The 25,805-nt window shown below is 29.0% G+C and carries 25 protein-coding genes and 1 tRNA gene; 22 read left to right on the top strand and 4 right to left on the bottom strand.

Going from position 1 to position 25,805, the window contains the following annotated elements; genetic code table 11:
- Positions 1 to 2 precede the first annotated feature (2 nt).
- Positions 3 to 446 (top strand): hypothetical protein, encoded by a 444-nt coding sequence (locus Q3287_RS07430; protein WP_054276218.1) that lies wholly within the window; start codon positions 3 to 5, stop codon positions 444 to 446.
- A 194-nt stretch (positions 447 to 640) separates the two neighbouring features.
- On the opposite strand, the gene Q3287_RS07425 is transcribed toward Q3287_RS07430, so the two are convergent.
- Entirely contained in the window at positions 641 to 988 is a 348-nt protein-coding gene (locus Q3287_RS07425; protein WP_407963790.1) for a cupin domain-containing protein, read from the bottom strand.
- 130 nt (positions 989 to 1,118) lie between these two features.
- On the opposite strand from Q3287_RS07425, the gene Q3287_RS07420 reads away from it, so the two are divergent.
- Positions 1,119 to 2,024 carry a LysR substrate-binding domain-containing protein gene (locus Q3287_RS07420; RefSeq protein ID WP_407963789.1) on the top strand — a complete coding sequence of 302 codons (906 nt, stop codon included), beginning with the start codon at positions 1,119 to 1,121 and terminating at the stop codon, positions 2,022 to 2,024.
- Positions 2,025 to 2,727: 703 nt separating this feature from the next.
- Here the strand turns inward: Q3287_RS07420 and Q3287_RS07415 are convergent.
- The 3 genes from Q3287_RS07415 to Q3287_RS07405 all read right to left on the bottom strand — a co-directional run bounded on the left by Q3287_RS07415 (position 2,728) and on the right by Q3287_RS07405 (position 6,382).
- Positions 2,728 to 3,921, bottom strand: a complete 1,194-nt coding sequence (locus Q3287_RS07415) for an alginate O-acetyltransferase AlgX-related protein (RefSeq protein ID WP_407963788.1) — start codon at positions 3,919 to 3,921, stop codon at positions 2,728 to 2,730.
- A 16-nt stretch (positions 3,922 to 3,937) separates the two neighbouring features.
- Positions 3,938 to 5,347, bottom strand: coding sequence for an MBOAT family O-acyltransferase (locus tag Q3287_RS07410; RefSeq protein WP_407963787.1), 1,410 nt, complete (start codon positions 5,345 to 5,347; stop codon positions 3,938 to 3,940).
- Between the two features lie 952 nt (positions 5,348 to 6,299).
- Positions 6,300 to 6,382 (bottom strand) — tRNA-Leu (locus Q3287_RS07405).
- 338 nt (positions 6,383 to 6,720) lie between these two features.
- Here Q3287_RS07405 and polA point away from each other — a divergent pair.
- From polA to mreD, 20 genes are all read left to right on the top strand, one after another.
- Positions 6,721 to 9,369, top strand: coding sequence for a DNA polymerase I (polA, locus tag Q3287_RS07400; protein WP_407963786.1), 2,649 nt, complete (start codon positions 6,721 to 6,723; stop codon positions 9,367 to 9,369).
- A gap of 8 nt (positions 9,370 to 9,377) precedes the next feature.
- Positions 9,378 to 9,980, top strand: coding sequence for a dephospho-CoA kinase (gene coaE / locus Q3287_RS07395; RefSeq protein ID WP_054269652.1), 603 nt, complete (start codon positions 9,378 to 9,380; stop codon positions 9,978 to 9,980).
- Positions 9,973 to 10,527 (top strand): lytic transglycosylase domain-containing protein, encoded by a 555-nt coding sequence (locus Q3287_RS07390; protein ID WP_054269653.1) that lies wholly within the window; start codon positions 9,973 to 9,975, stop codon positions 10,525 to 10,527. The genes coaE and Q3287_RS07390 overlap by 8 nt, the downstream gene beginning before the upstream one ends.
- Positions 10,527 to 12,245: an ABC transporter substrate-binding protein gene (locus Q3287_RS07385; protein WP_407963785.1), complete on the top strand. Its 1,719-nt coding sequence runs from the start codon at positions 10,527 to 10,529 to the stop codon at positions 12,243 to 12,245. The genes Q3287_RS07390 and Q3287_RS07385 overlap by 1 nt, the downstream gene beginning before the upstream one ends.
- Before the next feature lie 72 nt (positions 12,246 to 12,317).
- A complete protein-coding gene (locus Q3287_RS07380; RefSeq protein ID WP_054269655.1) occupies positions 12,318 to 12,530 on the top strand; it encodes a heavy-metal-associated domain-containing protein in 213 nt (70 codons plus the stop codon).
- Positions 12,531 to 12,730: 200 nt separating this feature from the next.
- The gene (locus Q3287_RS07375) at positions 12,731 to 13,330 is read left to right on the top strand and encodes a hypothetical protein (protein ID WP_054269656.1); all 600 of its coding nucleotides are present in this window, start codon (positions 12,731 to 12,733) and stop codon (positions 13,328 to 13,330) included.
- Between the two features lie 278 nt (positions 13,331 to 13,608).
- Complete coding sequence (locus Q3287_RS07370) at positions 13,609 to 13,980, top strand: VOC family protein (protein ID WP_054269657.1); 372 nt, start codon at positions 13,609 to 13,611, stop codon at positions 13,978 to 13,980.
- Positions 13,981 to 14,111: 131 nt separating this feature from the next.
- Positions 14,112 to 15,398 carry an SH3 domain-containing protein gene (locus Q3287_RS07365; RefSeq protein ID WP_407963784.1) on the top strand — a complete coding sequence of 429 codons (1,287 nt, stop codon included), beginning with the start codon at positions 14,112 to 14,114 and terminating at the stop codon, positions 15,396 to 15,398.
- A 110-nt stretch (positions 15,399 to 15,508) separates the two neighbouring features.
- Positions 15,509 to 16,453: a hypothetical protein gene (locus Q3287_RS07360; protein WP_407963783.1), complete on the top strand. Its 945-nt coding sequence runs from the start codon at positions 15,509 to 15,511 to the stop codon at positions 16,451 to 16,453.
- A gap of 215 nt (positions 16,454 to 16,668) precedes the next feature.
- Positions 16,669 to 18,006, top strand: a complete 1,338-nt coding sequence (gene rsxC, locus Q3287_RS07355) for an electron transport complex subunit RsxC (RefSeq protein WP_054269660.1) — start codon at positions 16,669 to 16,671, stop codon at positions 18,004 to 18,006.
- A gap of 22 nt (positions 18,007 to 18,028) precedes the next feature.
- The gene (locus Q3287_RS07350) at positions 18,029 to 19,006 is read left to right on the top strand and encodes an RnfABCDGE type electron transport complex subunit D (protein ID WP_054269661.1); all 978 of its coding nucleotides are present in this window, start codon (positions 18,029 to 18,031) and stop codon (positions 19,004 to 19,006) included.
- Positions 19,006 to 19,575, top strand: coding sequence for an RnfABCDGE type electron transport complex subunit G (locus Q3287_RS07345; RefSeq protein WP_054269662.1), 570 nt, complete (start codon positions 19,006 to 19,008; stop codon positions 19,573 to 19,575). Before Q3287_RS07350 ends, Q3287_RS07345 begins: the two co-directional genes overlap by 1 nt.
- 12 nt (positions 19,576 to 19,587) lie before the next feature.
- Positions 19,588 to 20,181 (top strand): electron transport complex subunit RsxE, encoded by a 594-nt coding sequence (gene rsxE / locus Q3287_RS07340; RefSeq protein ID WP_021383804.1) that lies wholly within the window; start codon positions 19,588 to 19,590, stop codon positions 20,179 to 20,181.
- A gap of 14 nt (positions 20,182 to 20,195) precedes the next feature.
- A complete protein-coding gene (rsxA, locus tag Q3287_RS07335; RefSeq protein WP_054269663.1) occupies positions 20,196 to 20,771 on the top strand; it encodes an electron transport complex subunit RsxA in 576 nt (191 codons plus the stop codon).
- A gap of 15 nt (positions 20,772 to 20,786) precedes the next feature.
- Entirely contained in the window at positions 20,787 to 21,758 is a 972-nt protein-coding gene (locus tag Q3287_RS07330) for an RnfABCDGE type electron transport complex subunit B (protein ID WP_054269959.1), read from the top strand.
- A 219-nt stretch (positions 21,759 to 21,977) separates the two neighbouring features.
- The gene (locus Q3287_RS07325) at positions 21,978 to 22,562 is read left to right on the top strand and encodes a nucleoside triphosphate pyrophosphatase (protein WP_054269664.1); all 585 of its coding nucleotides are present in this window, start codon (positions 21,978 to 21,980) and stop codon (positions 22,560 to 22,562) included.
- Positions 22,563 to 22,606: 44 nt separating this feature from the next.
- Positions 22,607 to 23,266: a DNA repair protein RadC gene (radC, locus tag Q3287_RS07320; RefSeq protein WP_021383866.1), complete on the top strand. Its 660-nt coding sequence runs from the start codon at positions 22,607 to 22,609 to the stop codon at positions 23,264 to 23,266.
- A 69-nt stretch (positions 23,267 to 23,335) separates the two neighbouring features.
- Positions 23,336 to 24,397: a rod shape-determining protein gene (locus Q3287_RS07315; protein WP_054269665.1), complete on the top strand. Its 1,062-nt coding sequence runs from the start codon at positions 23,336 to 23,338 to the stop codon at positions 24,395 to 24,397.
- A 9-nt stretch (positions 24,398 to 24,406) separates the two neighbouring features.
- Positions 24,407 to 25,300 (top strand): rod shape-determining protein MreC, encoded by an 894-nt coding sequence (gene mreC / locus Q3287_RS07310; RefSeq protein WP_054269666.1) that lies wholly within the window; start codon positions 24,407 to 24,409, stop codon positions 25,298 to 25,300.
- A 14-nt stretch (positions 25,301 to 25,314) separates the two neighbouring features.
- Positions 25,315 to 25,803: a rod shape-determining protein MreD gene (gene mreD, locus Q3287_RS07305; RefSeq protein ID WP_219673570.1), complete on the top strand. Its 489-nt coding sequence runs from the start codon at positions 25,315 to 25,317 to the stop codon at positions 25,801 to 25,803.
- The last annotated feature ends 2 nt before the right edge of the window (positions 25,804 to 25,805 follow it).

Raw genomic sequence — 25,805 nt, 5'->3', positions numbered from 1 at the left:
AAATGAAAAAGAGCAGATTATACATTGGAATTGGATATTTTGTTTGTGGAATTCTACTTGTTTTGTTGGCTATATTTACAGAGTTTTCATTTGAGGCTTTAATTTGGGGATTATCTGGAGCTGCTTTAGGGCCTGGGGTATGTATGATTTTTCAATATATATATTGGAGTAAGCCAGAAAAATCTGTAGAATATGAAGAAAGGCTAGAGAATCAAAGAATAGAGATGAATGATGAAAGAAGAATTATGTTACGTGATAAATCTGGACGAATTACTAACCAAATCATGTCTTATATTTTCGTAATTCTTATAGTTATTGTTTCTGTATTGAGTGTATTCTCTGTAATGATAATAAGTAAGTGGGTTTTAATTGTTCTTGGATTGCTTATTTTATTTCAATTTATTTGTGGGGTTGTTGTATATAATAAATTAGATAAAAAGTTATAATACTAAGTATAAAATTATATAAAGGTAAATTAGCTTTAAAGTTTATATTAGGAGATGAATTTATATAATTGTATAAATTCTTAAAGCCACAAGTATTATGTATTGTGGCTTTTTTTTATGGAACTCTATATGTTTTAAAGATAATTACTATAGTATACTTACTTATGAATGACTTTTAGATATTATAAAATAGATTAATCTTCATATAAATCACCACTATTTTCTTTATTAAGAGTTCCTTCTAATTCAATCATTAGAAATTTTGTAAGTTTTTTAACTATTGGTCTATGTATTGTATTTTGAGGAACAATGATAAATTCTCCTTCTTTAACTTCTGTCAACCCCTCTAAAGTTTCTAAATTAAATTTTCCTTCTATTACATAAAACAATTCGTCTGATTTTTCATGAACATGAAAATCTAGACTTCTGTTTGCTACTTGTACAACACTTAGTATGTTATTATTTATCTTTCCTAATTTTTTGTATACATACAGTTGCTCAATATTATTTACTTCTTCAATTATATTAGTTTTTGATAACATTAGAGTCTCCTTTAAATTTTATTTTGTTTGACTTTTACTATACCTGTATGTTAACATCAAACTTATTATTTGTGAAATAGATTGATTTGATTGTATCAATCTGATATTTAGATAATATGGAGGAATAGATATGGAATTAAAACATTTGAATACATTTTTAATACTTAGTAAAATTAAAAATTTTACTAAAACTGCTGAATATTTGAACTATGCACAATCAAATATTACAGCTCATATACAACAATTAGAAAAAGAATTGGATGTACGTCTCTTTGAACGTATAGGAAAAAGTGTAGCATTGACTAGAGAAGGTGAGAAGTTGCTTCCATATGCTGAAAAGATGCTTTTATTATCATCAGATATAGAAAAAATGTATAAAGAGAAAGATAATTATGGGCGTATTGTTATTGGAGCATCAGAATCTATTTGTATTTTTAAGTTACCTGAGATTATAAAAATATATAAAGAGAAATATCCGGATGTTGACCTTTTTATAAAAACTCTAGATTCTTCTGATTTTGTTCCTTTACTTGCAGATAATACTATTGATATAGCATTTATACTTGATTTACCCATAAATGATAAATCTGCTATTTCTGTATTAAAAAATGAGGAGCCTATCTGTGTATTATCAGTTCCAGAAAGTGATTTAGCCTTAAAAGAAAAGGTGTATATTCAGGACTTTCAAAATGTTCCATTTATTTTGACAGGAAAGAGTTGTTGTTATAGAAGTCTGTTTGAAAAAGAGTTGTCTGAATCATCTATAGTACCTAAAAGAGTTCTTGAAACTGGAAGTATTCAGGTAATTAAACAAACAGTACTTAGTGGACTTGGATTGTGTCTTCTTCCAGAGCTTGCAGTGGAGAAGGAATTAGAAAAACATGAGTTGATTAAGGTTCCATTTACTACCAACTATAATATTTATTCACAATTAATCTACCATAAAGATAAGTGGCTTTCTAAGAATCTTTGTGATTTTATTTCTATAGTAAAAAAGATGTATGGGATTATTTTTTTATTGTTTATGCTATGCTAATATTAAGATATATATTGATAGTTTTAGAGAGATAACATAGTGTAGAGAGGTTGTTTATATACTCTTTTTTGCAAGTGGATATCCCATCTTTTTATTATAACTACCTATAAAGACCTTGTCATTTGCATATCAGGTACAATATTTTTTTTTATGATTATCTATTTCTGATTTAGATAAACCAAGATCCAATTTATCAATCATAAATTTATAATCTTCAAATGCTCCTAACGAATTTCCATGATGATCTGTTTTTAAAAAGAAGTTCTATCTTTCTTTTTCAGTAAAACTTCCATAAAAGTAATCACCTATATCTATGAAATTTATATCTATTAACTGATTCTCTAAGTTTTTTTGTTAATATCTATATTGTTTTTACCTTTTATATCGCTTGGATATAAGTGTTTAAGCATATTTGCTTTGTGAGGAATTGAAACAAAATAAAAATAGTTTTTTACATTTAAGTAGCTCAAGTTATTAATAGCCTGAAAGTAAGATTTTATATAATAATCAGGTAACAAATTAGCCTATTAGTTATCCATCCTCGGTTAAGTAGTAGTTTTGTTCAATCTTTTAATTTTGAATATATGTAATATACTCATTAGAAACTTCTTTCATAGATTAAAGGTAATTAAGGATATCAGCAGTATCGATAATGCTATAGGTAGATTAAATCTTTTATTCAATGTGCTACATCTCCTTGTTTTTATTTTATTCCTTTATCTATCATCGCATCTATCATTGAATCAAAACCAGAGCTATTATACATAAACATTACAACATCTGCATTGCTTTCCTCAATCATATCTTTGTATGTTTTATCTATTGAGTTTATATTTCTAGGGTCTACTATCTCTACTTCATTAAACATATCAGCAAATAAAAGTGTTGTAGGAGCTTGGTATGAATCTCTAAATATTAGTATTTTTTTATCTAATAATGCTTTAGTATTTTTTATAGTTAATATATTAGTTTGAGCTCCTCTAATGTATGCTCCACCATAATCCCACTTTTTATCACTTCTTTTAGTTGCATAGACCTCCTTTTCTTCTTTTTCTTTTCCATTTATATCAAAGCTATAATCTTGGTTATCTTTTGTCATATAAACTACATATTCATTTTTTTTTATTAGCATATCTATATTTTGATTATAACTTCCTACAAACTTTTTATCAGTAACTATAGATTTTTTGTAGCTATTAAAATGATTTCTTAAATCTTGCTTAGATACACCCAAGTCCATATTTGATACTATCATTTTAAAGCCTTCAAATGCTCCATACCCAGTCCAGTGATGATCAGTTTTAAAATATAAATTTTCTCTTTCTTTATCTGAATAGTTGATTAAAAAATACTCGTCCATATCTATGTATTTAATTGAATCTTGATTTAATTTACTTTTAAAATTCTTTAAATTTATATCTATATTACTTATGTTATCAACATACTTAGGATATAAATGTTTTAGCATATTAGATTTATGTGGCATCATTGTAAAATACACATCTTTTCCCATATCTTTACTTAGATCAGATAAATAATTAATAGATTTTTCGTATCTATTTAATTGGTTTTGGTTTAAAAGTTTTGGAAATATACCTAATATCCAGTTATCTTTTCCTAAGTAATAGTTACCTACTTTAGTTTTGTTAAAACTAGCTTGAGATTTTGTATTTATTGATATCATTTCATCTCTAAATGCAAAATGGTCATTAAAGTATTCTTCAAATTTAGCTATGTAGTTACCTTTTTTTAAATTTCCTATAGTCGGAAATTTTGTAAGATTTCTATTTTCAGTTATACTCAATTTTTTCTTTGGAAGTGCAAAATTTAATATAAAAAATCCAAATACTATAATTAAAAATGAAATGGCAACAATCTTTGGTTTATTTTTATTCATGTCAATACCTCCAAAATTAGAATCTAAAGTATAAAAATGGATTATAAGTTGAGCTACTTAACATTACCACTACAATAAACATGCAAGCAACTATGAAAGCTGCATTAGCAACTTGACACACTGTGTTATTTAGTGTATTTTTATTCTTCTTAATTACTAATGACTTTATAATTTCTACAATAGGAGTTGATAGAATGATTGCTCCAACAATTACATACCAATATTCAATTACAAATACATTGAATGCATTACTGAAAAGTGGATAATTTCCAGAACCAAACATAATACCTATAAATTTAATAGCTTTTGGTAAATCTTCTGCTCTAAAGAATACCCACCCAATCATGACTATAAAAAGTAAATACATGTGTCTTATGATTCTTGGCATTTTATATAACAATTTTTCTAAAAATGCTTTTTCTATCGATATTAATATTCCAAAATATAACCCCCATATAATAAAAGTCCAATTAGCTCCATGCCACATGCCAGTTAAAAACCATACTATAAATAAATTTCTATATAGTTTTAATCTAGAGACCCTATTTCCACCTAATGGAAAATATACATAGTCTTTAAACCAAGTACTTAAAGATATATGCCACCTTATCCAAAACTCAGATACTGTTTGAGAGATATATGGATAGTTGAAATTTTCTAAAAAATCAAATCCAAATATCTTACCTAAACCAATAGCCATATCACTATAACCACTAAAGTCATAGAATATTTGAAGTGTATAGCAAACTACACCTAGCCACACCTCAAGTCTTGATAAATCTCCAGATGACTTATTAAATACATCATCTGCGATTATACCTAATTGATTTGCTAAAATTACCTTTTTTCCAAGACCAATAACGAATTTGTTTACGCCTTGAGTAAATTTATACCAATTATGTTCTCTATGTTCAATGTCATCTGCCACAGTCTGATATCTAACAATAGGACCTGCTACAAGCTGAGGAAATAAACTTATGTATAATGCTAGGTTAGTTAATTTTCTTTGAACTTTAGCATCATTTCTATATACATCTATTACATAGCTCATTATCTGGAATGTGAAAAATGAGATACCTAAAGGCAATTTAATTTCGGGTATAGTTATATTTGTATTTAATAAAAAATTAATATTATCTACAAAGAAATTACTATACTTGAATATACCAAGAATGGATATATTGTAAATCACAGAAAGCACAACCCATATTTTCTTATCTTTACTGTCAGAAACTTTAATACCAAATATATAGTTTGCTATTATTGATAGCATCATCAAAAAAATATATTTTGGTTCTCCCCATGCATAGAAGGCAATACTTGCTAGAAGTAACATAACATTTGTATACTTAGGATTTGCCAAGTAATAGCAAATGAGTGTGAGTGGAAAGAATAAAAATAAAAATATTAAACTACTAAATATCATATTAGACTCCTTATCTATTTATTATTTAATAAATGAATAATAAATAAAACAACTAAAATTAATAATATATATTAAGAGTAAGGTCTTGATTTATTTCTAATTTTAGTCTCATGCTATTTAACTATTGTTGCTTGCTGAGCGCTTCTTGAGAGAGTACCAATACCAACAATAAGTTGATGTAGCAAGAATTATACTCAGAGCAATTTCTAAAGATCTAGCTTTATAATTTTTTATGTACTTTAGTGTTATTTTTAACTTGTCTTTTATATTTACCACTTCCTTTCTTAACTAAATAAATTATATCTTTATCTAAAATATATAGCAAAGTAAGTATTTTCAAGTTTTAAGTGCTTAATTGTACAAATTTAACTGTGTTTTTACAAGTTTAATTAATATATATGTAAAATTTGACTTTTTATATAATTTTTTAAAATGATGTAATATTATAATGGATTAATAAAGTTATTACAATAAAATAATAAAGAAAAGACATGGACATATTACTTAACTATATGTGTTTACCTTTGGTTGTGGATTTATACAGTTCATCAAGATAGATGTTGTTTATATCTATAATTGTAAAAATAACTCTTTATTAAGTATTGGAGTCAGAATACTTTCAGATATGCTTTTATTACAAGTTTGTTTTAAATGACAAATACTTTAAAATAATATTGAATTGTTATACTGAGTAATGATTATTGATTATAAATATTTTTAGAGAGGGAAAAGTTTTAGAGATCGGGAAAAAATAAATATGATAAGAAGTATGGATTTATTAAGTAAATACATAAAATAAGTAAATACATAAAAAATCCTGCCTTATTTAGATATGTTTTAGGAGTTCAAGAAGTCATGCCTATGGTATTTATACTTATACAAGGCTAGAAACAAAGATGAAAAAATATTACAATAAAAAACTCTTTAGTATATACTAAAGAGTTTTTTTTATTGGTGCCGCTGATGGGACTCGAACCCATATGGTTTCCCGTACGATTTTGAGTCGTATGCGTATGCCAGTTCCGCCACAGCGGCTTATATTTTAAATCTGAGCTACTTATATATCTTACCAAATTTTCCAAGAATATGCAAGAGGAATATTGAATACAAAATACTCATCAAACTGTAAAATATCATAAATACTAGACTTTTATTACAAGAACTCATGAATCAACACAATTGATTTTGAACCCATTGTATTTATCAATTCCACCACTCAGACATATCATGTATATCATTATAGCAAAAAAATATATTGTTTGCAACATATTTAATTTTAATATACTATTATTATTATGGGAATATTAAATAACAGTATATTGGTATATAATATATATGTTAGAAAAATAGATAATTTTTAGGAGTGATATAATTTGGAAAAAAAATTAATTATAATAGATGGAAATTCAATAATAAATAGGGCTTTTTATGCTCTTCCAGAAATGAATAATAAAGAAGGTCTAAAGACCAATGCTATATATGGATTTACAACAATGCTATTTAAAATGATTGATATATATAAACCAACACATATAAGTGTAGCTTTTGACAGGAAAGCACCTACATTTAGACATCTAGAATATAAAGAATATAAGGCTGGAAGAAAGGGAATGCCAGATGAATTGGCAGAGCAACTACAGCCATTAAAAGATCTTTTAGATAAATTTAAAATAAATAGATTAGAAATAGATGGTTATGAAGCAGATGATATTATAGGTACTGTTTCTAAAAAGGCAGAAGAAAATGGATATAAGGTATACATAGTAACTGGAGATAAAGATGCTATTCAGCTTGCTTCAGATAATACAACTACTCTTATAACAAAAAAAGGAGTTGGAGAAGTAGAAGAATACAACTTTAATTCTGTGATTGAAAAGTACGAGATGACTCCAACACAGTTTATAGATTTAAAAGGTCTTATGGGAGATAAGTCAGATAATATACCTGGAGTACCTGGAATAGGTGAAAAAACAGGTATAAAACTTATAAAGGAGTTCTCTAGTATAGAGAACTTAATAGATAATACAGAGAAGCTTAAAGGTAGTGTAAAAAAGAAAATAGAAGAAAATAAAGAACTTGCTATTCAAAGTAAAAGACTAGCAACTATTATAAGAGATGTACCAATAGAAGTAAATTTAGACAGTATGATTTTTGGTGATTACGACAAAGATGAGCTTTTAGATAAATTTAGATATTTTGGATTTACAAGTCTCTTATCAAGATTGGTTGATTTGGTTGATTCAAATGATACAGAGCAAGTAGAAGAAAAAATAGAAATATTAAAATTGAAAGAGATAGACAAATTCATAGATGAAGTGAAGGAAAAAGGACAAGTTATTTTAAAAACTGTTAGAGGACAAGGTAATATACTTGAAAAAAATATAATATATATCTTTATAAGTGTAGATGGAGAAAAAATATATTATATAGATTCAGATGAAATAACAAAATTAGATAGTATACTTTCAAATAACGAAATTAAAAAATATGGATATAATTTAAAAGATGATTATATATCTCTAAAACCATATAATATAAACTTGGAAAATATGTATTTTGATATAACAATAGCTGAGTATTTAATAGATTCAACTTCATCTACTTCATATGATTGTGGTGCAATAGCTATGAAGTACTTATCAAAAAAGGTTAAATCAAAAGAAGAGTTATTAGGCAAAGGAGTTAAATCTAAAAACTATGAGGATTTAGAATTTGAGGATTTAGCTGAGTACATGGGTCAAATAATATGCACAGTAAAAGAAACAGTTCCTATGATGGAAAGAAGTCTAATAGATATGAGTATGGATGGTCTTTTTTATCATGTAGAGATGCCTTTAGTAGAAGTTTTAGGGCATATGGAGTATGAAGGCATAAAAGTAGATAAAAGTATCCTGGATGAATTGAGTGTTGAGTTTAAAGAAATAATAGCTACATTAGAAAAGGAAATCTATGAATTATCTGGAGAGCCATTCAATATAAATTCACCAAAACAACTAGGTGTCATATTATTTGAAAAATTAGAGCTTCCAATAATCAAAAAAACTAAGACTGGATACTCTACTAATGCAGATGTTTTAGAAAAATTAAGGGATAAACATCCAATAATAGATAAGATAACTGAGTATAGACAAATAGTAAAGCTAAACTCTACTTATGTTGAAGGACTTTTAAATATAATAAATCCAGAGAGTAATAGGATTCATTCATCATTTAATCAAACAATAACAACTACAGGAAGAATTTCATCTACAGAACCAAATCTTCAAAATATACCTATAAAAATGGAAATGGGTAGAAAAATAAGAAAAGTGTTCATTGCGGATGATAATTGTAAGTTGGTTGATGCCGATTACTCACAGGTAGAACTTAGAGTTCTTGCACATATGAGCCAAGATGAAAATATGATAGAAGCATTTAAACACAATGAAGACATTCATACTAAGACAGCTTCACAAGTTTTCAATGTTCCTATGGAAAGTGTCACTAGTGAACTGAGAAGTGCAGCTAAAGCAGTAAACTTTGGGATTATATATGGCAAAAGTGATTTTGGATTGGCTGATGATTTAAATATACCTGTGCCAAAAGCAAAAGAGTACATTGAAAGTTATTTTGCTAAATACCATAAAATAAAAGAATTTATGGATATGACAATAGAAAAGGCTAGTGAAGATGGATATGCTGTAACAATTTTAAACAGAAGAAGATATATACCAGAAATAAAATCAAGTAATTTTATGGAGAGAAACAGAGGAAAAAGATTTGCGATGAATGCACCAATACAAGGAAGTGCAGCAGATATAATAAAAATTGCAATGATAAATGTTCATAAAAAATTGGAAGATAATAATTTAAAATCAAAACTTATACTACAAGTTCACGATGAATTGATAGTTGAAGCAATTGATGATGAAATAGAGATAGTTAAGAAGATAGTAAAAGAGGAAATGGAAAATGCTGTAAGTATGGATGTTCACTTAGATGTAGATTTAAATGTCGGTAGTTCTTGGTATGAGACAAAGTAGGTGATTTTATGTTGATATTAGGACTTACAGGAGGAATAGGCTGTGGAAAAAGCAGCCTATCAAATATATTCAGAAACCTTAATATTTCTATAGTGGATGCAGATATTATATCTAGAAAAATATTTGAAGATAAGATACTATTAAAAAAAGTATTTGATTGTTTTGGGCAAAATGTAAAAAATGATGATGGAACATTAAATAGAAAAGCTCTTGGAAGAATCGTTTTTAATGATGAAGAAAAACTTAGAGAGCTAAATAATTTGACTCATCCACGAATAAGAGAAAAAATAATGAGTGAAATAGATGAAGTAAGAAAAAAAGGCGAAAGTATAGTGATTTTGGATGCGGCTATATTGGTAGAGAGTGGATTTTTAGAGATGGTTGACAAGCTATTAGTAGTTACTTGTAAACAAGAAGTGCAAATTAGCAGAATAAAGAATAGAGATAATTGTAGTGAACAAGAAGCAATTAGTAGGATAAATTCACAAATGAGTCAGGAAGAAAAATCCAAATATGGTGATTATATAATAGATAATTCGGGAACAATAACTGAATTAGAAAGTAAAGCACACAAATTTATTGAGTACATGAAGGAGAATTGGCGTGAATAGTAAGAAAGTATTGATTCTATCTATTTTTATAATCTTATTTGGAACACTATTAATGGAAAGTAAAGTAATACATAAATTTTTATATCCAAAAAAATATTCAGAATATGTAGAAAAATATTCTAAGGAATTTAATTTAGATGAAAATATAGTTTACAGTGTTATAAAAGCTGAAAGTAAGTTTAATAGTTCTGCTGTTTCAAAAAAAGAAGCAAAGGGTTTAATGCAACTATTAGACATAACTAGGGATTGGGGAGCAGATGAACTAAAGTTGAAAAATGTTGATATCTTTGACCCAGAGACTAATATAAGACTTGGTTGTTGGTACTTAAATAAATTATACAAGGAATTTGGTAAATTAGACTTAGTAATAGCTGCATATAATGGTGGTTCAGGTAATGTGAAAAAGTGGTTAGAAAATAATGAATATAGTAAAGATGGAGAAAATCTACATGACATACCTTTTGAACAAACTTCAAAGTATGTAGAAAAAGTGAAAAATAATTATAAACATTATAATAAGATATATGGCAAGAAAGGAAAAAACTAATGAAGAGAATAAAAGTCTTAACAGTTGTTTTAGCTATAACTCTTATGGTAGTTGGGTGTAGTAATACTAAAACAAAACAAAGTAGTAGTGATTCAAGTTTAAAAAGTCAAAGTTCTATAGATGCTAAGTATATAAACTTAACAATGGTAACTCCCAAAACTATAAATCCTATAACGAATACTGATAAGTCTGTTGGTTATATAATGAATTTAGTTTATGATGGTTTATTTACTATAGATGAGAACTATAATGTAACTCCTCAACTAGTTAAAGAGTATAATATAGCTCAAGATGGAATGAGTATAGATATAAAGTTAAAAGATGCAAAGTGGCATGATGGAAAATCTGTTACTTCAAATGATGTAAATTATACTATTGGTTTAATTCAAAAAAGTGCAGATAGTCCATACAATGAATTTACTAAAAACATAGCTTCAGTGAATATTAAATCCGACAAAGATTTTACGATAAAATTTAAAGCTAGATATGCTTTCTCTATTGATAGTTTAATTTTTCCAATAGTATCTCAAAATCATTTAGATTCAAAAGATGCAAATGACAAAAATAATAATATGATAGGAAATGGGAAATATAAAATAGAATCATATACAGAAAGAGAAGGAATGATTTTATCTGTAAATAAAGAGTATTATGAAGAAGTTCCAAAGACAATGAAGAATATAAAAGTAGGTATGGTTCCTAATGAAGATGCAAGAACATCTATGGTTATGGCTCTTGATAGTGATATAACTAATGTTACATTGAATGATTTGAGTAAGTTTCAAGAGAAAGAATTTAATATAACAAAATATCAAGGTAGAGATTATGAATGTATAGTATTTAATTATAATAATCCTTTTTTCAAAGATGTTAATTTCAGAAAAGCAATTGCACATTCTATAAATAAAGATAGAATTATTAGTGAAGGATATATGGATGATGCTACTCCAGTTAATTTTCCACTTAATTCAAAATCAAAATACTATGATAGTGAAATGAAAGCTTTAGAATTTAATAAAGATAAAGCAATAGAGTATCTTAATAAAGTAGAATATGCAAATATAAATTCAGTAAATCAAAATGATAATAAAGTAGATAAAAAACAAAAAAAAGTAACTAAAAAGAATACAAAGAAACTTACTCCTGAAGAAGAAGCAAAAGCTAAAAAAGAGGAAGAAGAAAGAGTTAAAAAGGAAGCTGAAGATAAAAAAAATAGAGAAAAAGAAGAAGTAAAGAAAAGACTTTCTGAAATGAATTTAAAAATTATAGTAAATAGAGATAATAGTGAAAGATTAAAAACTGCAAACATAATAAGTGAGAACTTAAAGGCTATAGGAATAAACAATACAATAAATCAGTTATCAGATAAAGACATGGAAAATGCTCTTAATTCTAAAAACTACGATTTAGCATTGGTTGGATGGAAACTATCAAGTATACCAGATGCAAGTAGCATTATAGCAAGTAGTGGATATACTGATGATAGGTTAAATGGATATATGTCTACACTTACAAGTTCTACATCTGAAATTGAAACAAAGAAAGCATACAAAGATGTACAGACATATGTAAAAGATAACGCAACATTTATAAGTTTGGCTATCAGAAATAACTATATTGTAAGTAATAGTAGATTAAAAGGTAAAATTACTCCAAATGATTTTGATGTATATGAGGGAATATCTAATCTAGATATAAAATCTAGTGAATCAAATTAAATGATTAATTAGTATTTAAAAAGTCAAAACTATATGATAAAATACCCTTATAGGGTATAAGGAGGTAATTAAATGAAAAAGAAACTATTAGTAGAAGGTATGAGTTGTGGTCATTGTGTAAATCATCTTAAAACTGCATTAACAGAAGATATAGATGGTGTTGAAGTTTTAGATGTAGATTTAGAAAACAAATGTGCATCTGTAGATATGAAAGATGATGTATCAACTGAAAAATTAAAAGAAGTAATTGCAGAATTAGGATTTGAACTAAAAGGAATTGAATAGAAAATAATAAACTAAAAAAAGACCTCTATTGGGGGAGTAATAGAGGTCTAAAAATGGGGGAGATTGAGTATGTTTGATTTTACATTACTATTATCTCCCCTTTTAAATTAATATATACATAAAAAATAAAAAATTTTCGTGATTACTCACATTTCTTAATTATTTTGAATATACTATAAATAGTTAAGGGAGGGAGTATCATGGAATCTAGGGGATATAAAGAGGATTTAAAAAAAATGATACTTGATATGGCCCACAAAGAGCTTGAGAGTTATGTATCACAAAAAGGAGCAAAAAAATACTTTGAGGGCAATTTAGATAAGATTATCAATAATAACATAAAAAAATTTAATCAAAGTATTGGTCTTAATAGAGTATATTTAAAAATGTTGAAAAAGTGTGCATATCAAGAAAGTGTAAATTCGATATCAAGAACTATAAAGAAGGAAACTTTATTTAAATCAAAAAAAGAGCTATTTGCTTTTTCAGAGTACTTAAAGCTTGATATTAACAAGAGACTTTCATATAATCAGATTTTAAGAAAAATATCAAGATATATATACTATAATAGAAGTTCATATGCTCAAAAGTATGTTGCTTTTAAAAGAGGAGATGAAGAATATCTTTTAGAACCTGAAAAGATAAAAGATGAATTAATAGCAAGTTATAGGTCAAAAACTAGGGAAGATATGAAGTCTATAGCAAAACTTTTGGATATACAAGTAGAAGATGATTATAATGCTGAAGACATTAGAAAAAAAGTAATAAACTATATTATTAAAGAAAAGATTAAGAATTAAGATTTTAATCTGTTTAGTTAGAATTGAATGAGGTAAGGTAATTATTATAAAAATTTTAAATAGTAAGTTCTATCAATTTACATGATTAAGTATAACTTGATTATAATTCTTCTGTGGATTTGATAGAACTTATTCTTTTTTTGACATATTATCTTAAATAATTTACTACTATTTATGAATTACACAGCATTATTCAAATTTTTAACTTAATGTGATTTAAATAAATTTATAATAATGATATAATATAAAAAAAATAAAAATTGGAGGGTGATTTCAAAATGAAGTTTAATTTTTGCCATAACAATTTCAATGTTACTGACTTAGAAAAAAGTCTGAATTTTTATAATAAAGCTTTAGGGTTGAAAGAAGTAAAGCGTAAAGAGGCAGAAGATGGTAGTTTTATATTAGTTTATTTAGGGGATGGTATTACTAGCCATACATTAGAATTAACTTGGCTTAGAGATTGGGATGGAGTATATAATTTAGGAGATAATGAATTCCATTTGGCTTTAGAAGTTGATGAATTTGATAAGGCAAAAAAACTTCATAAAGATTTGGACTGTATATGTTTCGAAAATGAAAATATGGGAATTTATTTTATAGCAGACCCAGATAATTATTGGATTGAAATACTTCCTAAAAATTATTAATTTTAAGGAAATATTTATAATTTCTTTACAATTAATTATATTATAAGTTATCATTAAATTATAGGTACTAAAAATGGATAATAATGTTATGACTTTATGTTTATAAAAATTTGTTGGGGGGAGTGATAGTAGTGAAGAAAGCTATAGCAGCTTTAGGAATTGGAGCAGTAGCAGTATCAGTTAGTTCCATAAATGCAAGTGCTCTTGAAAAAGGAGTAGTAACGGCAAGCGCTTTGAATATAAGAAGTGGGCCAAGTGCTGACTGTGATAAAGTAGCAAAATTATACAAAGGAAAGGCTGTAGAGATTTTAGAAAAATCTAATGGATGGTATAAGGTAAGGGTATCAAATTCTGTTGTTGGATGGGGAAGTGCAAAATACATATCGACTAGTGGTTCATCTGAAAGTACATCAAACCAAAGCAATTCAACTTCAAGTGGTACAACTATAAGTGGAAATGGCAAGGTTAATGTAAGTTCGAGATTGAATATAAGAAGTGGCGCAGGTACTAACTATTCATTAGTTGGTAAGGCAAATAATGGAGATGTAGTAAAATTATTAGAACAAAGTAATGGATGGTATAAAATAAAATTATCAAATGGAGTTACTGGATGGGCTAGTAGCCAATATATCTCAAAAACGTCAGAAGATGTTGGGACAAATAATTCTAATTCGAACAGTTCTAATTCAAATAGTACTAATAATTCTGATAAAAAGCCATCTAGTGAAGAATCAATAGAAGGTAAAAATGGTAAAGTTACATCTACTGTAAGTTTAAATGTAAGAAGTGGACCTGGGACAAGCTATTCTATAATAGGAAAATTAAATGCTGGAGATATTGTTGAATTAAAAGCTAAGAGTAGTGGATGGTATAAAGTAAAGTTATCAAATGGGACAACTGGATGGGTAAGTGCTAGTTATATTTCTGAGACTAGTGAAGGTGCAAAAGAAAATCCTAGTTCATCATCTAATCAGAATTCTCAGTCTAACAGTAATTCTAATTCGTCATTTAATGGAAATTCAGATAAATCTACAGCAAAAGGTTCAACAATAGTAGACTTTGCATATACTCTTATTGGAATTCCATATCAATGGGGAGCATCAGGCCCTGATAAATTTGACTGCTCTGGATTTACACAGTATGTTTTCAAAAATTCTGTAGGTGTTTCTATTCCAAGGGTTTCTAGAGAGCAAGCTAAGTCTGGAAGCGCAGTTTCTATGGGCAATTATGCTCCAGGAGATTTAGTTTACTTTGATACTGATGGAGATGGAGCAACTAATCATGTAGGTATATATGTAGGTAATAGTAAGTTTATCCATTGTAGTGGTACTCAGACCAATCCTAATAAGGTAAAAGTGGATAATTTAACTAGTTCATATTGGTCCAAAGTATTACTTGGAGCAAGAAGACTTGCTTAACGAATATAATTTCTTATTAAAAAATTAGAATAAATAATTATTTCTATTCATAAATTGTGACTCTTAAAAATATACTTTATTAATAATATAATTTTTGGGGGGACAAACTAATGAATAGAAGAAAAACGATATACAGAGGATTTAATAATAATAGACATAAAATTGATTTACGTAAGTATGTTATAACTATTGCTTGCTTGTGTCTGATTGGCTATTATTCTTATACAAAAATAAAAGATAGCAAGGTACTTGAATATGTATCAGCTAAAATACCATTTCTAAATCATTCATCAGATATAACTTATAAAGATATATCTGATGAATTAAATTCAATAAAAAACGGAAAGAAATCTAAATCACAAACCAATTCAGAAGGTAAAGAAGAAACTAATCCAGAAAAAACAGTAAATAATACTAAAGAAGCAGAAGAAGTAAAATTAGCTACTATAGAGGGCTGGGACATGTATACTATTCAAGTTGCAGCAATAGATAATAATGATGACTTGAAAAAAATACAGACATCATTAGTCAGCAGTGATATACCTTTTTCAGTTATGGAGAAGGATGGTGTAAAAAAAATACAGACATATTCTTCATTTGATGAAAATGAGGTTAGAAAGCACATAAACAATGTAAGAAAGATATTTCCAGATGCATTTTTGTCACACCTAGATGCACCTATGTTATCTCTAGAATACACAAATAATTACGCTTATATAGAGAGTATATCTAATGAATTAAATAAATTAATAACAAACTTTAAAGAAGAATCAAGTTTTTGGTCAAATGATGAAAATAATGTGGATATGAAAAAATATAATACTATTTTGACAAATAGAAAGGCAATATCACAAAATATATCAAAAGAAGCTGAAAAAATTGACTATTCTGAAATGCGTTTATTTAAAGATAATTTGATTGATTATGTAAAGAATGTAAACGAAAAAATTGATACAGCTTCAAAAGCTGCAAATGAAGAAAAATATAGTGTGAGTAAAAGTCTACTTTTATCATCTATGCAAGAGTACTCTCTGTTTATAAATTCTATAAAATAAAATACAGAAAATTTAGACTTTAGAAAGCTATATGAAAAGGATTGTTTAATTAAGCAATCCTTTTCCTCGTTTTGACTTAATATAAAGGTATTGATTTATAAAATAAATTATAAAAATAGGGATATTTTTTTAACAATTGTTAAGATTTTTTAATATATATAGTATACTTATAGAAGGCAGAAAAAATGTTTTTTTATAGATAAGGGGGTAAAACAATGAAACTCTTAACTTTTAAGGGAGGGATACATCCTCCATATAGAAAAGAGTACTCTAACACAAAGGCACTTGAAAAAGCTCAAGCTCCAAAGATAGTTTACATTCCTCTTCAGCAACATATAGGGGCACCAGCTAAACCTATCGTTGAAGTTGGTGATGAAGTAAAGTTTGGGCAAAAAATAGGTGAGCAACAAGGTTTCGTTTCATGTAACGTTCATTCTTCAGTATCAGGAAAAGTTATTGCTATTGAACAACATGAAGTACCAGGTGGTTCAGCTCAATGTGTAGTTATCGAAAACGACTTTAAGGAAGAATTACATGAAAGTGTTCAACCAAAAGGTCAGTTAGAGGATTTGAGTAAAGAAGATATAGTAGGTATTATAAAAGAGGCAGGAATAGTAGGTATGGGTGGAGCTACATTCCCTAACCATGTAAAAGTATCTCCTCCACCAGATAGTAAAGCAGAAGTAGTTATATTAAATGGAGCAGAGTGTGAACCATATTTAACTGCAGACCACAGATTAATGCTTGAAAATCCAGAAGATGTTGTGTTTGGTTTAAGAGCTTTAATGAAGGTATTAGATGTTAAAAAAGGATTTATAGGAATTGAAACAAATAAACCAGATGCTATAGAAGCAATCCAAAATGTAGCTAAAGATTATAGTGAAATCGAAGTTGTTGGTCTTCAAGTGAAATATCCACAAGGAGCAGAAAAACAACTTATTTATGCGTGTACAGGTAAAGAAGTTCCATCTGGTGGATTACCAATAGCAGCAGGGGCAGTTGTTGACAACGTTGCCACAGCAGCTCAAATAGCTAAATCTATTAAAACAGGTATGCCTTTGGTAGAAAGAATTACTACAATAACAGGTAGTTGTATCAAAGAACCTAAAAACCTAATAACAAAAGTTGGGACATTGGTTTCAGAAATAATAGAACAATGTGGTGGATTTAAAGACGATAAGAAGGTTGGTAAAGTTATAATGGGTGGACCTATGATGGGGATAGCTCAATATACTACTGAAATAGCAACTAATAAAGGTTCTTCAGGAATTTTATGTTTGGATGAGGAAGAATCACGTACTCCAGATATTCAAAACTGTTTAAGATGTGGAAGATGTACAGATGTATGTCCATCATTCTTACAACCACTTTATATAAGTGCATATTCTTTAAAAGATGATTATGACACAGCTGAATATCATAGAGCAATGGATTGTATAGAATGTGGGTCTTGTTCATTTATTTGTCCAGCAAGAAGACCATTACTTCAATCTATAAGATCAGCAAAGAGAGAAATAGGAGCAAAGAGAAGAAAGCAAGCTGCTCAGAAATAAAGAAAGTTAAGGGGGAAAAACGATGGAAAATAAGTTGATAGTATCATCTTCTCCTCATGTGAGAAGTAATGAAGATACTTCATATATAATGAAACAAGTTATTATAGCACTCCTTCCAGCAGCAGTAGCAGGAGTATACTTCTTTAGACTTAATGCTTTGAGTGCTATGTTTTTTTGTATACTTGGTACAGTAGGTACTGAATTTTTATATCAAAAATTTATGAAGCAAAAAAGTACTATAGGAGATTTTTCAGCTGTTGTAACAGGATTATTATTGGCATTTAACGTACCTGCATCACTTCCTTGGTGGATGTGTCTAGTAGGAGGAATATTTGCAATATTAGTAGTTAAAATGGTATTTGGTGGAATTGGATGTAACTTTGTCAATCCAGCACTTGCTGCAAGAGCATTTTTACTAGCATCATTCCCAGTTGCAATGACTGCTTGGACTCAACCAGGTGTTAACTGGATAGGTAAAAACTTAGATGCAGTTAGTACAGCAACTCCATTGAGCTTTTTGAAAAATGGAGCAGCAGGATTAGCAGACCTTTCTAGCAATGGAATTAGTCTCGCTGATATGATGATTGGTAATATTGGTGGATGTATAGGTGAAACATCAGCAATATTATTATTATTAGGTGGAGTATACCTAATGTATAAAGGCATAATAAATTATGTTATACCAGTTTTTTACATAGCAACTGTATTTATATTAACATTCCTTTTAGGTGGATTTAATATAAATTTCGCAATATATCAATTGTTTGCTGGAGGTCTTATGTTAGGTGGATTCTTCATGCTTACGGATTATACAACTTCGCCTATGACTAAGAAAGGTCAAATAATATACGCTGTATTAGCTGGTCTTATAACAACTGTTATAAGAATGTATGGTGGATATCCAGAAGGTGTATCTTACTCAATACTACTAGTAAACTGTCTTGCTCCACTTATAGATAAGTTTGTTAGAAATAGAGTGTTTGGGGAGGTGGCTAAATAATGAATAGTATTGTAAGACTAGGTGGAACTTTACTTGCTATAAGTGCTATAGCCGCATTAGCACTTGGAGCTACAAATCAAGTTACAGCTCCAGTAATAGAACAAAGAAATATACAAGCAAATAATGAACTTAGAAAGGCAGTACTTCCAGAAGCAAAAGAGTTCAAAGAAATGAAAGAAAGTACTTATAAAAACCTTGGAGATGGACTTATAGCTGAGGTATATGAAGGTCTTGATGGTTCTGAAGTAGTGGGATATACTTTAAAAGCTAAACCAAGTGGTTATGGTGGAGAAATTGAAGTTATGGTAGGTATATCATCTGAAGGTCAAGTTACAGGTGTTGATATTGGGAATATGACAGAGACAGCAGGACTTGGAGCAAAAGCTAAAGATGATGCGTTTAAAGGTCAATACAAAGGAAAAACTGCTGAACCTCTTGAAGTAGCAAAAGGTAGTACAACAGCAGACAATCAAATACTAGCAATATCAGGTGCAACTATTACGTCTACAGCAGTTACTACAGGAGTAAATGCGGCTATAGATGTTTTCAATAGTGCTCTTAATAAATAAGGAGGGTTAATTATGAATTTAGCTAAAGTATTTAAAAATGGGCTAATAGATGAGAACCCAACATTTGTGCAAGTTATAGGTATGTGTCCAACACTAGCCGTTACAACTTCAGCAATAAATGGAATCGGTATGGGTCTTTCAACAGCAGCAGTTTTAATATGTGCAAATTTAGTTATATCATTACTAAGAAAAATCACACCAGATAAGATAAGAATACCTATATTTGTAGTAATTATAGCTACATTTGTTACAATAGTAGGAATGGTTTTAAAAGCATATGTTCCTGCTCTTGATAAGGCTCTTGGTATATATATACCATTAATAGTTGTTAACTGTTTAATACTAGCTCGTGCAGAAAGTTTTGCTTTTAAAACTGGTCCACTAGCTTCAATTGTTGATGGTGTGGGTCAAGGTCTTGGATTTACTGTTGCTCTTACAATAATAGGTGCAGTAAGAGAATTACTTGGAAATGGTAGTTTATTTGGATTGACTCTATTTGGAGCATCTTTCCAACCAGTATTAATATTTATATTACCACCAGGTGCATTCTTAACATTAGGATTCTTATTTGCAGGATTTAATAAATTAAGAAGTAAAAAAGCGTAGTGGAGGTGTAATAAATGAATTTAATACTTTTATTTTTAAGTATCGTTCTTGTTAATAACGTTATAACATCTCAGTTCTTAGGTATATGTCCTTTCTTAGGAGTTTCTAAGAAAGTTGATACAGCAGTGGGGATGGGAGTTGCAGTTACATTCGTTTTAACTTTAGCTTCAATTATAACTTATTTTATACAGATTTTATTAGTGAAAACTGGAACTGAATTTTTACAAACAATAGCTTTTATATTAGTTATAGCTTCTATAGTTCAGTTCGTTGAAATGGTAATTCAAAAGATGAGTCCATCTTTATATCAAGCATTAGGAGTTTATTTACCTCTTATAACTACAAACTGTGCAGTTCTTGGTATAGCTCTAGTTAATGTTCAAAAAAGTTATAACTTAGTAGAAACAATAATAAACGGATTTGGAGCTGGAGCTGGATTTACTTTAGCAATAGTAATATTCGCAGGTATAAGAGAAAGACTAGAATTAGCTGATATACCAGAAGCGTTTAAAGGTTTCCCTATAACACTTATATCAGCAAGTTTAATGTCAATAGCTTTCTTAGGATTTACAGGACTTATAAAGCTATAAAAAAGAGGGGTGAAAATAGTGATACTTACAGCTGTATTAGTTTTAGGAGTTATGGGCTTAATCTTCGGGATAGTGCTAGATTTCGCATCTAAAAAGTTTGCTGTAGAAGTAGACGAGAGAGTGGAAGCTATACTAGGAGTACTTCCAGGAGCTAACTGTGGTGGTTGTGGATTTCCAGGTTGTGGAGGTCTTGCAAGTGCAATAGTTGAAGGAAAAGCACCAGTTAATGGCTGCCCTGTAGGTGGAGCAGATGTTGGTGCAAAAGTAGGAGAAATAATGGGAGTAAGTGCTGAAGCAGGTGAAAAACAAGTAGCAAAAGTTATTTGTAAAGGAACTTGCTCAAGTGCAAAAGATAAATATGAGTACGAAGGAATATCAGATTGTAGAGCAGCAAATGTTTTAAATTCAGGAGCTAAAATGTGTAAATTTGGATGCTTAGGTCTTGGAACATGTAAGGCTGCTTGTAAATTTGATGCTATCTCTATAGTTGATGGAGTAGCAGTAATAGATGAAGAGAAATGTGTAAATTGTGGAAAATGTAAAGAAGTTTGCCCTAAGGGTATAATAATCACAAAGCCAGAAAGCCAAGAAGTAGTTGTAGAATGTAATAGCAAGGAATTTGGTAAAGCTGTTAAGGAAAAATGTACTGCTGGATGTATTGGTTGTGGAATGTGTGTGAAAGCTTGTAAATTTGATGCTATAGTATTTGAAAATAAAATAGCTAAGATAGACCCTAGCAAGTGTGTAGGCTGTATGGAATGTGTAGCAAAATGCCCTACAAAAGTAATATCAGGTGATATAACTAAGAAAAAGAAAGTTACTATTGACCAAGAACTTTGCGTTGGATGTACAGTATGCAAAAAACAATGTAAGTTTGATGCAATAGAAGGAGAATTAAAAGAAAAACATAAGGTAGATGCTGATAAATGTGTAGGATGCCATTTATGTATGGAAAAATGTCCAAAGAAAGCTATTAAAATTTTGTAATATGGACAAAATAAGGATATGGAATAATTTCCATATCTCTAATGAGTACATAAAACAGAGGTATGGAATAATTTCCATACCTCTATTTTATGTATATTTATTCTATTGGTAATAAATATAACAATAGTGTAACAAAAAAGGTTCGACATTTCTGTTGAATTTTTTACAATATAGTGATAGACTAAATAGGTACAAATTACGTACAAACGAGGTGAATAAATGAATATAATCTTGGCATCAGCCTCTCCAAGAAGGAAAGAAATTCTAGAGAATACAAATGTAATATTTGATATAATTAAAAGTGAAATTGATGAGATTATATTGGAAGGCGAAGCACCAAAACATTTAGTTATGAGATTGGCTTTTGAAAAAAGCATGTCTGTAGCATCTGAACATAATGAAGATGTTGTTATTGGAGCTGATACAGTTGTTGTTTTAGACAATGCTATTTTAGGAAAACCTAAAGATGAGTCTTGTGCAAGAGATATGCTAAAAAGACTATCTGGAAGAGAGCATCAAGTCATAACAGGTATTAGCTTAATAAACTTGTGCGAAGATAAGAAAGTAATTGATTATGTAATCAGCAATGTGAAATTTAAAACGTTATCAGAACAGGATATTGAGGATTATCTGAGAACTAAAGAGTCATTTGACAAAGCAGGAGCTTATGGCATACAAGGCTATGGGGCTTTGCTAGTTGAAGAAATTAAAGGAGACTATTTTAATATAGTTGGTCTTCCGATTTCAAAGTTAGGTGACTTATTAAAAAAACATTTTAATATAAATCTTTTTTATGGAGTGTGATTTATCTGAAAAGGTCATTTAATTCAACCATTAAGGTAAAAGAAATGGCACCAGAGGAAAGACCCAGAGAAAAGATGCTTGCTGAAGGAGTAAAGAGCTTATCAAATACTGAATTGTTGGCTATACTTTTAAGAACTGGCAATAAAAACAAAAATGCTATTGAGTTAGCCAACTATATAATAAATAGAGATATTCAGGGTATTAGACATTTAGAAGATATGACAATAGAGGAGCTGTGTAATATAGATGGAATTGGGTTATCAAAATCAACTCAAATTAAAGCAGCTTTAGAACTAGGCTCTAGAATAGCCAGTTTTAAACCTATGAAGTATAAAATAAAAAATCCTTGGGATATACATAAATATTATATGGATAGCCTGAGGTATTTAAAAAAAGAGGTTTTTAAAGCGGTTCTTTTAAACACAAAAAATGAGATAATATCTGATGTAGATATATCTGTAGGGACTTTAAGTTCGTCATTAGTCCATCCTAGAGAGGTTTTTAAAGAAGCTATAAGGAGAAGTGCAAGTAAAATAATAGTAATGCATAATCACCCTTCAGGAAGTGTGGAACCATCAAGCGAAGATAAGAATATCACATCAAGACTTGTTAAATGTGGAGAAATAATTGGAATAGAAATAATTGACCATATAATTATTGGAGATGGATTATACTTTAGCTTTAAAGAAAATATGATAATTTGACTTTATATGTGATAAAATAGTAGGAGAATGTTTTTAACATGATTCTTAATAGTAGGAAGGAGTAAAATCATGGCTAAGGAAAAAAAGAAAGAGAAAAAAGGTTTTTTTAGTTTTAATAAGATGACAAAGGATATGGGAATAGATTTAGGGACTGCAAATACATTAGTTTACATAAAAGGACAAGGTATTGTTGTTAGAGAACCATCAGTTGTCGCAATAAGAGATGACAGTAAGGAAGTTTTAGCAGTAGGTGAAGAAGCTAAAAAAATGATAGGTAGAACACCAGGAAATATAGTAGCTATAAGACCAATGAAAGATGGTGTAATAGCAGATTTTGATATAACTCAATCAATGATTAGTTATTTCATACAAAAAGCAGCTGACAAAAAAGGTGTTGTAAGTCCAAGAATAGCTATATGTGTTCCTTTTGGAGTTACAGAAGTAGAAAAGAGAGCTATAGAAGAAGCTGCAAGACAAGCAGGAGCTAAAGATGCATTCCTTATAGAAGAGCCAATGGCAGCAGCTATAGGAGCAGGATTAAAAGTGGAAGAACCAGAAGGTAATATGGTAGTTGATATTGGTGGAGGTACTTCAGAAATAGCTGTAATATCTTTAGGAGGAATCGTTACTGCTAAATCTATAAGAATTGGTGGAGACGAGTTTGATGAGTCTATAGTTGCCTATGTAAAAAAAGAATACAATCTTATGATAGGTGAGAGAACTGCTGAAAATGTTAAGATTAACATAGGTTCTACATTTAAAGATGATGAAGAAATAAACATGCAAATAAGAGGTAGAGATTTAATTTCAGGGCTACCTAAGACAATAGAAATCTGTTCTACAGAAGTTAGAGAAGCTTTAAAAGAACCTGTAAGTTCAATAGTAGATGCTATAAAATCTACACTAGAAAAAACTCCACCAGAATTAGCATCAGATATAATGGAAAACGGAATAATGCTAACAGGAGGAGGAGCTTTGCTTAGAGGTCTTGATAAACTTATTACACAAGAAACTGGAATGTCTGTGCAAATAGCAGAAACACCTCTTGATTGTGTTGCACTTGGAACAGGAAAATCTGTTGAAGACCAAGAAATCTTTGAAAAAGTATTAATGATGAATGCTAAAAATTAGAAGTTGGTGATGGCCTTGAGATTTGACAAGAATAAAAATGAGAAAAAAAGGATTAATGTTAAAGTGATAGCAACGGGCGTAGTTGCTATCACTTTAATTGGAATTGTGGGTATATCAATTGGTAAGTTTTCTAGTGGTAGCCCTGTAAATTTAGGAGTAGCATCGGATGCTATTACAAGTGTAGGAAAAGGAATAAATGATGGATTTTCTTTTATCAAAAATGGATTTAAAGACATATCAAATTTCAAAGAAAATTCTAAAAAGGTAAAAAATTTAGAAGCAGAAAATGAAAAACTTAAAAAGAATATGATAGCTTTAAATGCAAAATTAGATAAAACAGAATCATTAGAAGAGTTAAAAAAGACACTTAACTTTGTAGAGGAAAAATATAAAGCAACAAGTATTTCTACAAGTGTTGTCAGTAAAAATGATGGAAACTGGTATGAGAGTTTTGTCATAGGTGCAGGAAAAAATTCAGGTGTAAAAAAAGAAAGTATAGTTATGAATGGTAGTGGATTAGTCGGTGTAGTTTATGAAGTTTCAAATAATTATAGCAAGGCAATTTCACTATTGGATTCTAAGGCATCTGTAAGTTTTAAACTAGCAAAGGATGCTAATGCCAAAGGAACAATTACTCAAAATACTACTTTAGATAATAAAGATAGTTATAATAGTAAAGGATATTTACAAGGTTATATGTTTGACTCATCATACAATGTGATTCAAGGAGACATAATAACAACATCAGGTCTTGGATTCTTCCCAGAGGGGATACCAATCGGTGAAGTTGAAAAAGTAGTTGATGATAAAGATAAGTCACTAAAATATGTAGTTGTAAAACCTTATGTTGATTTTAAGAATATAGATGACGTTGTAGTCATAGAACCAAGAAATATAGGATAAAGGGGATAAAAACAATGAAAAAAGTTTTACTTTGTCTGTTGGGGATTGTGCTTATGACTATAGAAAATAGTATAACAAATTATATAGATATTTTTGGCATAAGCTTTAATCTAGTTCTTATATATGTGACTATAATCTCTCTTTATTTAGATGAACTAGAGGGTGGAATTATAGCGGCTATAATAGGGCTTATTAAAGACATAACCGTTGGTGGAATTTTTGGTGTAAATGCGTTAGTTTTGTTTATTATTGCATATGCAATTGGACACATGAGAGACCAGCTATATAAAGGTAGCTATATTATTACTTTCGTTTTGATTTTTATAGGAAGTTTAATTGATTCAATTGTCAATATAGGTACATCTAGTATAATCTATCAAAGCTATAGCATATCAACACTTTTTATAAAAGGTCTACTAGTAGCACCAATAGTGAATAGTTTAATTGGTTTAGTAATATATCGCTTATCTAAAAGAGCAGTTTTAAAACTTAAAGAAGATTAGTT

The organism is Clostridioides sp. GD02404 (assembly GCF_045898275.1).
Classification (GTDB): Bacteria; Bacillota; Clostridia; order Peptostreptococcales; family Peptostreptococcaceae; genus Clostridioides; species Clostridioides difficile_A.
Note: the sequence above shows the minus strand (reverse complement) of the source record. Positions and strands in the feature narration are given on the sequence as shown.

Coding starts and splice junctions, on each gene's coding strand:
- coaE (WP_054269652.1), top strand. CDS start 9,378: ATGTTGATATTAGGACTTACAGGAGGAATAGGCTGTGGAAAAAGCAGC.
- radC (WP_021383866.1), top strand. CDS start 22,607: ATGGCACCAGAGGAAAGACCCAGAGAAAAGATGCTTGCTGAAGGAGTA.
- Q3287_RS07430 (WP_054276218.1), top strand. CDS start 3: ATGAAAAAGAGCAGATTATACATTGGAATTGGATATTTTGTTTGTGGA.
- Q3287_RS07325 (WP_054269664.1), top strand. CDS start 21,978: ATGAATATAATCTTGGCATCAGCCTCTCCAAGAAGGAAAGAAATTCTA.
- Q3287_RS07380 (WP_054269655.1), top strand. CDS start 12,318: ATGAAAAAGAAACTATTAGTAGAAGGTATGAGTTGTGGTCATTGTGTA.
- Q3287_RS07360 (WP_407963783.1), top strand. CDS start 15,509: ATGAATAGAAGAAAAACGATATACAGAGGATTTAATAATAATAGACAT.
- Q3287_RS07315 (WP_054269665.1), top strand. CDS start 23,336: ATGGCTAAGGAAAAAAAGAAAGAGAAAAAAGGTTTTTTTAGTTTTAAT.
- Q3287_RS07425 (WP_407963790.1), bottom strand. CDS start 988: ATGTTATCAAAAACTAATATAATTGAAGAAGTAAATAATATTGAGCAA.
- rsxC (WP_054269660.1), top strand. CDS start 16,669: ATGAAACTCTTAACTTTTAAGGGAGGGATACATCCTCCATATAGAAAA.
- Q3287_RS07375 (WP_054269656.1), top strand. CDS start 12,731: ATGGAATCTAGGGGATATAAAGAGGATTTAAAAAAAATGATACTTGAT.
- rsxE (WP_021383804.1), top strand. CDS start 19,588: ATGAATTTAGCTAAAGTATTTAAAAATGGGCTAATAGATGAGAACCCA.
- Q3287_RS07350 (WP_054269661.1), top strand. CDS start 18,029: ATGGAAAATAAGTTGATAGTATCATCTTCTCCTCATGTGAGAAGTAAT.
- Q3287_RS07420 (WP_407963789.1), top strand. CDS start 1,119: ATGGAATTAAAACATTTGAATACATTTTTAATACTTAGTAAAATTAAA.
- Q3287_RS07385 (WP_407963785.1), top strand. CDS start 10,527: ATGAAGAGAATAAAAGTCTTAACAGTTGTTTTAGCTATAACTCTTATG.
- Q3287_RS07410 (WP_407963787.1), bottom strand. CDS start 5,347: ATGATATTTAGTAGTTTAATATTTTTATTTTTATTCTTTCCACTCACA.
- mreD (WP_219673570.1), top strand. CDS start 25,315: ATGAAAAAAGTTTTACTTTGTCTGTTGGGGATTGTGCTTATGACTATA.
- Q3287_RS07370 (WP_054269657.1), top strand. CDS start 13,609: ATGAAGTTTAATTTTTGCCATAACAATTTCAATGTTACTGACTTAGAA.
- Q3287_RS07415 (WP_407963788.1), bottom strand. CDS start 3,921: ATGAATAAAAATAAACCAAAGATTGTTGCCATTTCATTTTTAATTATA.
- rsxA (WP_054269663.1), top strand. CDS start 20,196: ATGAATTTAATACTTTTATTTTTAAGTATCGTTCTTGTTAATAACGTT.
- mreC (WP_054269666.1), top strand. CDS start 24,407: ATGGCCTTGAGATTTGACAAGAATAAAAATGAGAAAAAAAGGATTAAT.
- Q3287_RS07345 (WP_054269662.1), top strand. CDS start 19,006: ATGAATAGTATTGTAAGACTAGGTGGAACTTTACTTGCTATAAGTGCT.